Source organism: Oceanobacillus sp. M60 (assembly GCF_053839645.1).
The window spans coordinates 1-1,955 of the sequence record NZ_JBSSNH010000014.1 but is presented as its reverse complement, the minus strand read 5'-3'; the positions used below and the strand labels follow the sequence as shown (position 1 = coordinate 1,955).

1 rRNA gene is annotated in these 1,955 nt (G+C 53.0%); it reads right to left on the bottom strand.

The window, feature by feature from the left end:
• Positions 1-13: 13 nt before the first annotated feature.
• Positions 14-1,955 (bottom strand): 23S ribosomal RNA (locus ACW0TQ_RS22055); the annotation flags it as partial.

Here is a 1,955-nt window from a genome sequence, read left to right as displayed (position 1 = left end):
GACATGAAAAAACTTAGATAAGTCCTCAATCGATTAGTATCCGTCAGCTGCACGTGTCGCCACGCTTCCACCTCGGACCTATCAACCTCATCGTCTCTGAGGGATTTTACTCACTTCAAGTGATGGGAAGTTTCATCTTGAGGGGGGCTTCATGCTTAGATGCTTTCAGCACTTATCCTTACCACACGTAGCTACCCAGCTATGCTCCTGGCGGAACAACTGGTACACCAGCGGTGTGTCCATCCCGGTCCTCTCGTACTAAGGACAGCTCCTCTCAAACTTCCAACGCCCACGACGGATAGGGACCGAACTGTCTCACGACGTTCTGAACCCAGCTCGCGTACCGCTTTAATGGGCGAACAGCCCAACCCTTGGGACCGACTACAGCCCCAGGATGCGATGAGCCGACATCGAGGTGCCAAACCTCCCCGTCGATGTGAACTCTTGGGGGAGATAAGCCTGTTATCCCCGGGGTAGCTTTTATCCGTTGAGCGATGGCCCTTCCATGCGGAACCACCGGATCACTAAGCCCGACTTTCGTCCCTGCTCGACTTGTAGGTCTCGCAGTCAAGCTCCCTTCTGCCTTTACACTCTTCGAATGATTTCCAACCATTCTGAGGGAACCTTTGGGCGCCTCCGTTACCTTTTAGGAGGCGACCGCCCCAGTCAAACTGCCCGCCTGACACTGTCTCCGAACCGGATTACGGTCCTGGGTTAGAATGGTCATACAGTTAGGGTGGTATCCCACGGATGCCTCCACGTAAGCTGGCGCTCACGCTTCAAAGGCTCCCACCTATCCTGTACAAACTGCACAAACATTCCATATCAGGCTACAGTAAAGCTCCACGGGGTCTTTCCGTCCTGTCGCGGGTAATGCGCATCTTCACGCATAGTATAATTTCACCGGGTCTCTCGTTGAGACAGTGCCCAAGTCGTTGCACCTTTCGTGCGGGTCGGAACTTACCCGACAAGGAATTTCGCTACCTTAGGACCGTTATAGTTACGGCCGCCGTTTACTGGGGCTTCGGTTCAAAGCTTCGCTCCGAAGAGCTAACTCTTCCCCTTAACCTTCCAGCACCGGGCAGGTGTCAGCCCCTATACTTCGCCTTTCGGCTTCGCAGAGACCTGTGTTTTTGCTAAACAGTCGCTTGGGCCTATTCACTGCGGCTCACTCACAAGTGAGCACCCCTTCTCCCGAAGTTACGGGGTCATTTTGCCGAGTTCCTTAACGAGAGTTCTCCCGCTCACCTTAGGATTCTCTCCTCGCCTACCTGTGTCGGTTTGCGGTACGGGCACCTATGATCTAACTAGAGGCTTTTCTTGGCAGTGTGAAATCAGGAACTTCGGTACTCTATTTCCCTCCCCGTCACAGCTCAGAATCATGTCAGACGGATTTGCCTATCTGACTTCCTCGCATGCTTGGACGCACATCCATCGGTGCGCACTCCTTATCCTCCTGCGTCCCCCCATTGCTCAAACAATCATGAGGTGGTACAGGAATATCAACCTGTTGTCCATCGCCTACGCCTGTCGGCCTCGGCTTAGGTCCCGACTAACCCTGAGAGGACGAGCCTTCCTCAGGAAACCTTAGGCATTCGGTGAAAGAGATTCTCACTCTTTTTTCGCTACTCATACCGGCATTCTCACTTCAAAGCGCTCCACCAGTCCTCACGGTCTGACTTCGCAGCACTTTGAACGCTCTCCTACCATTGTTCGTAAGAACAATCCGCAGCTTCGGTGATACGTTTAGCCCCGGTACATTTTCGGCGCAGCGTCACTCGACCAGTGAGCTATTACGCACTCTTTCAATGATGGCTGCTTCTAAGCCAACATCCTGGTTGTCTGTGCAACGCCACATCCTTTTCCACTTAACGTATACTTTGGGACCTTAGCTGGCGGTCTGGGCTGTTTCCCTTTCGACTATGAACCTTATCACCCATAGTCTGACTCCCAAG